Annotated in this window: 5 protein-coding genes; 4 read left to right on the forward strand and 1 reads right to left on the reverse strand. The window is 51.0% G+C overall.

Going from position 1 to position 4,504, the window contains the following annotated elements:
- Nucleotides 1–58: 58 nt before the first annotated feature.
- Nucleotides 59–526 (forward strand): flavodoxin, encoded by a 468-nt coding sequence (locus tag H6A13_RS12545; protein ID WP_204909884.1) that lies wholly within the window; start codon nt 59–61, stop codon nt 524–526.
- Nucleotides 505–1,107, forward strand: a complete 603-nt coding sequence (gene mnmM, locus H6A13_RS12550; protein ID WP_338043080.1) for a tRNA 5-(aminomethyl)-2-thiouridylate-methyltransferase MnmM — start codon at nt 505–507, stop codon at nt 1,105–1,107. Before H6A13_RS12545 ends, mnmM begins: the two co-directional genes overlap by 22 nt.
- Before the next feature lie 4 nt (nt 1,108–1,111).
- Here mnmM and H6A13_RS12555 read toward each other — a convergent pair whose 3' ends face one another.
- Nucleotides 1,112–2,029, reverse strand: a complete 918-nt coding sequence (locus H6A13_RS12555; protein WP_204909885.1) for a radical SAM protein — start codon at nt 2,027–2,029, stop codon at nt 1,112–1,114.
- Nucleotides 2,030–2,190: 161 nt separating this feature from the next.
- On the opposite strand from H6A13_RS12555, the gene H6A13_RS12560 reads away from it, so the two are divergent.
- Complete coding sequence (locus H6A13_RS12560) at nt 2,191–2,670, forward strand: pyridoxamine 5'-phosphate oxidase family protein (RefSeq protein WP_204909886.1); 480 nt, start codon at nt 2,191–2,193, stop codon at nt 2,668–2,670.
- An 80-nt stretch (nt 2,671–2,750) separates the two neighbouring features.
- Nucleotides 2,751–4,504: indolepyruvate ferredoxin oxidoreductase subunit alpha (gene iorA, locus H6A13_RS12565; protein ID WP_204909887.1), on the forward strand; the 1,754-nt coding region annotated here is incomplete at its 3' end.

A 4,504-nucleotide genomic window follows, 5' to 3' on the forward strand; every position in this document is an offset into this window, starting at 1 on the left:
ATTATATAAATAGTGACATAATGTCAGAATAAAAGATCGAAAATAAGGAGGAATCAATATGAATACAAAGAAACTGGTAGCTTATTTTTCGGCAAGCGGCGTGACTGCAAAGGCAGCCAGAAAGATTGCGGACGCGGCAGGAGCGGAACTCTATGAGATCCGGCCGGCAGTGCCTTATACTTCTGCGGATCTGAACTGGAACAATAGCAAAAGCCGCAGTTCTGTGGAAATGAATGATCCGGCTTCCAGGCCGGAGATCGCGGAGCCGGTACCGGATATGGATCAGTATGACACCATCTGGATCGGGTTCCCTGTGTGGTGGTATGTGGAACCGAGGATTGTAGATACTTTTCTGGAGTCCGGTAACTTTGCGGGCAAGAAACTGATTCCTTTTGCAACCTCCGGAGGCAGCGGGATCAGTCAGGCAGAAAAAAGCTTAAAGGAGCACTGCCCGGAGGCTGACTGGCAGGCGGGCCGGCTGGTAAATGGCGGTGACATCGAGGCATGGGTGAAAGAAAACCTGTAAAGGAGGAGATCGTGATGCGTCCGTCACAGATTACAGCATGGTGTCAGATGATCCTCCGCACACTGGCGCCCCGGGAGGGACTTTATATTGATGCAACCATGGGAAATGGCCATGATACCCGGCTGCTTTGTCAGATGGCGGGAGAAACGGGACGGGTCCTGGCATTTGATATCCAGCAGAAGGCGCTGGATGAAACCAGACGCCTGCTTGTCCGGGAGGGACTGGAAAAGAGAGCAGAACTGATCCTGGACGGTCATGAACATATGGATCGGTATGCAGAAGCAGAAACGGTAGACGCGATCTGCTTTAACTTTGGGTATCTGCCGGGCGGGGATCATGACATTGCCACCCGTGCGGACACCAGTGTGCAGGCAGTGGAAAAGGGACTTCGCCTATTAAAGAAGGGTGGTCTTATGAGTCTTTGCATTTACAGCGGAGGGGACACCGGATTTGAGGAGCGGGACCGGCTGCTTGCCTATCTAAAAAGCCTTCCTGCAAAAGAATATACGGTGATCCGCAATGACTATTACAACCGGGACAATCATCCTCCGATACCGGTTTTCATCTGGAAAGAAGGCTAACCTCTTACAGGCCTTCCAGATCAAAAGGAGGTGTGTATTCTTCTTTTGCACTGGAACGCTCCTGCATAAAACCTTCATTAAGCCCCAGGGCAAGGGCCTTGTCCAGAACTTTTTTATATTCATAGGACGTGACGCGCCGGTTGATCTCCGGGTAATCCTTTGCCCGGAAAAAAGGAGTATACTGGCTTAACAGACTTAGAAGAAAACTGCCCTTTGGGAGAGAATCTGCCATCCATTCCAGGATGCGCACAGAATCTTCTTTCTGTCCGGGCAGGACCATATGGCGGATCAGCGTGCCTTTTTGCAGGCTTCCGTCGCTGGCAAATACAGGGATTCCGGTCTGCCGGATCATTTCTTTTACCGCTTCTGATGCGAAAGAGAAATAATCCGGCGCGCCGGAATATTTTTTTGCCGTATCCGGAGAAAAGTATTTCAGATCCGGCAGATAGATATCAATATAGCCGTCCAGCATCCGTAAGGTTTCCGTCCGCTCATATCCGCTGCAGTTCCAGACGATGGGAATGTGAAGGTGTGGCCGGATGCGGTCAAGGACAGGAAGGAGAGAAGGAAGAAACTGGGTGGCAGTGATAAGATCAATGTTCTGGGCTCCCTGTTCCTGAAGTCCCAGCAGGATTTCTTCCAGACGCTCCTGCGTGAGGACTTTTCCCAGACCTTCCTGACTGATGGGATAGTTCTGGCAGTAGCAGCATTTCAGCGTACAGCCGGAGAAGAAGACAGCGCCGCTTCCGCCCTGACCGGACAGACAGGGTTCCTCCCACAGGTGAAGGGCGGCCCTGGCTGCGGTAAGAAAAGCGCCGCATCCACAGACGCCTGGACGGGCCCGGCGGTCGGCATGGCACATGCGGGGGCAGAGGGTGCAGTCCTGATAGAGGACCTGGAGTGTGGAAAGATCGGTTGTCATGGGATACCTCCTGATTGAACTCCCGCAGGGCGGGACAGATTGCATATATGTGTAATTATAGCACACAGGCGGGAAAGAGGCGATTTTATATTTCTGATTTGACACTGTCAGGGGGAAGTTTTACAATTGATTTCATAAGCAGACAGGAGGAACAGTATCAGATGCGAAGAAAAGAAAGAGAAGTAACGGATGCCGGAGAAATCAGGGAAATCCTGGATGAATGTAAGGTGTGCAGGCTGGGGCTTTCCGATGAAGACGGGATTTATATGGTGCCCATGAATTACGGATACCGGGAGCAGGACGGAAAGCTGATCCTGTATTTCCACGGCGCAAAAGAAGGAAAGAAAGTGGAAATGATCCGTAAAGATCCCAGGGCAGGATTTGAGATGGATTGCGGCCACGGGCTGCAGGAGGGAGAGAAGGCCTGTCAGTACAGCTATTATTTTGCCAGTGTGATCGGAACAGGCAAAGCGCAGATCCTGGAAGACCCGGCGGAGAAACTTACTGCGCTGGAAATTATTATGAAGCACCAGACCGGGAAAGAGTTTACAGAATTCCGGGAGAATCCGGGGCTTGAAAAGACCGTGGGGATCATTAAGCTGGAAGTGGAAACATACACCTGTAAACGACATGTTTCTTAAATTTTGTGCTTTAATTCGCGAAAGTATTGTGGTACAATAAACGGGTGTAGTAATGTGATTTGTGAAAGGATGAAAATGACATGGCAGAGAGTAAAAAAGTGATCATGCTGGGCAATGAAGCCATTGCCAGAGGGGCATATGAAGCGGGAGTCAAAGTATCCGCTGCTTACCCCGGCACGCCCAGCACAGAGATCAGCGAATGTCTGGTGAAATACAAGGACGACCTGTACTGCGAGTGGTCGCCCAATGAGAAGGTGGCAACGGAAGTGGCGATCGGTGCGTCTGTCGTGGGCGTGCGTGCCATGTCCTGCATGAAGCATGTGGGATTTAACGTGGCAGCAGACCCGGCCTATACCGTTTCCTATATGGGAGTAAACGGGGGCCTGGTGATCGTGGTAGCGGATGATCCGGGGTTATACAGTTCCCAGAATGAACAGGATACCCGGATGGTAGCAAGAGCTGCGCAGCTTCCGGTACTGGAGCCGTCTGACAGTTCGGAGGCCAAGGAGTTTATGAAACTGGCCTTTGATTTGAGCGAAAAGTTTGACCGGCCGTTTGTATTCCGGACCACGACCAGACTGGCACATTCCCAGGGACTGGTGGAGTTGGGAGAACGTGTCTGCCCGGAAGATAAACCTTATGTAAAAGACATCCGTAAGACGGTCATGATGCCGGGTAATGCAAAGCTTCGGCATGTAGAGATTGAAAAGAGAAATCTGGAACTGAAAGAAGCAGCGGATACGCTTTCTATTAACCGTGTGGAGATGCGGGATCCGAAGATCGGTGTGATCACCAGCGGTATTCCCTATCAGTATGTGCGGGAAGCGCTGCCGGAGGCATCTGTTTTGAAGCTTGGCATGGTGAATCCTCTGCCAAGAAAGATGATCGAGGACTTTGCATCGAAGGTAGAGACTCTGTACATTGTAGAAGAACTGGATCCGGTGATCGAAGAACAGGTAAAATCCTGGGGCATTTCCGCTATCGGAAAAGAAATATTTACAGTGCAGGGCGAGTACAGCGCCAACATGATCAGGGAAGCGATCCTGAAAGAAGATCTGGGGCTGGATCAGCCGGCCGCAGCGCCAGGAAGACCGCCGATCCTCTGCCCGGGCTGTCCTCACAGAAGTGTCTATTATGTGTTGAATAAATTGAAGCTTCATGCGGCAGGAGACATCGGATGTTATACGCTTGGAGCGGTTGCGCCTTTAAGCGTGGTAGATACCACCATCTGTATGGGAGCCAGCATCTCCAGTCTTCACGGCATGGAGAAGGCAAAAGGAAAAGAATATATCAAGAACTGGGTGGCAGTGATCGGAGATTCCACCTTCCTGCATACCGGAGTGAATTCCCTGATGAATATGATGTATAACCAGGCCACCGGTACAGTGATTATCCTGGATAATTCCACCACCGGAATGACCGGGCATCAGGATCACGCGGCTACCGGAAAGACTCTGCAGGGAGATCCGACCTACGCGATCAATATCCCGGCGCTCTGCAAAGCGATGGGAGTAAAAAATGTAGTGGAGATCAATGCATTTGACATTGAGAATCTGGAAAAGGTGATCAAAGAAGAGGTGGCAAAGGACGAGGTGTCTGTGATCATTACCAAGACGCCTTGCGTGCTTCTGAGCAAGGCAAAGAAGCCTCTTTATACCGTACATACAGACAAATGTAAAAGATGCGGCATGTGCATGCGGCCCGGCTGCCCGGCGATGACCAGAAATGCAGACGGAACCATCCACATTGACGATACCATGTGTACTGGCTGCGGTCTGTGTGAAAGCTTGTGTAAATTTGATGCGATCGAGCTGGTAAAGGAGGGGGACAGATA

This window comes from Mordavella massiliensis (assembly GCF_016902415.1).
Classification (GTDB): domain Bacteria; phylum Bacillota; class Clostridia; order Lachnospirales; family Lachnospiraceae; genus Merdimonas; species Merdimonas faecigallinarum.

Coding starts and splice junctions, on each gene's coding strand:
- H6A13_RS12545 (WP_204909884.1), top strand. CDS start 59: ATGAATACAAAGAAACTGGTAGCTTATTTTTCGGCAAGCGGCGTGACT.
- mnmM (WP_338043080.1), top strand. CDS start 505: ATGGGTGAAAGAAAACCTGTAAAGGAGGAGATCGTGATGCGTCCGTCA.
- H6A13_RS12555 (WP_204909885.1), bottom strand. CDS start 2,029: ATGACAACCGATCTTTCCACACTCCAGGTCCTCTATCAGGACTGCACC.
- H6A13_RS12560 (WP_204909886.1), top strand. CDS start 2,191: ATGCGAAGAAAAGAAAGAGAAGTAACGGATGCCGGAGAAATCAGGGAA.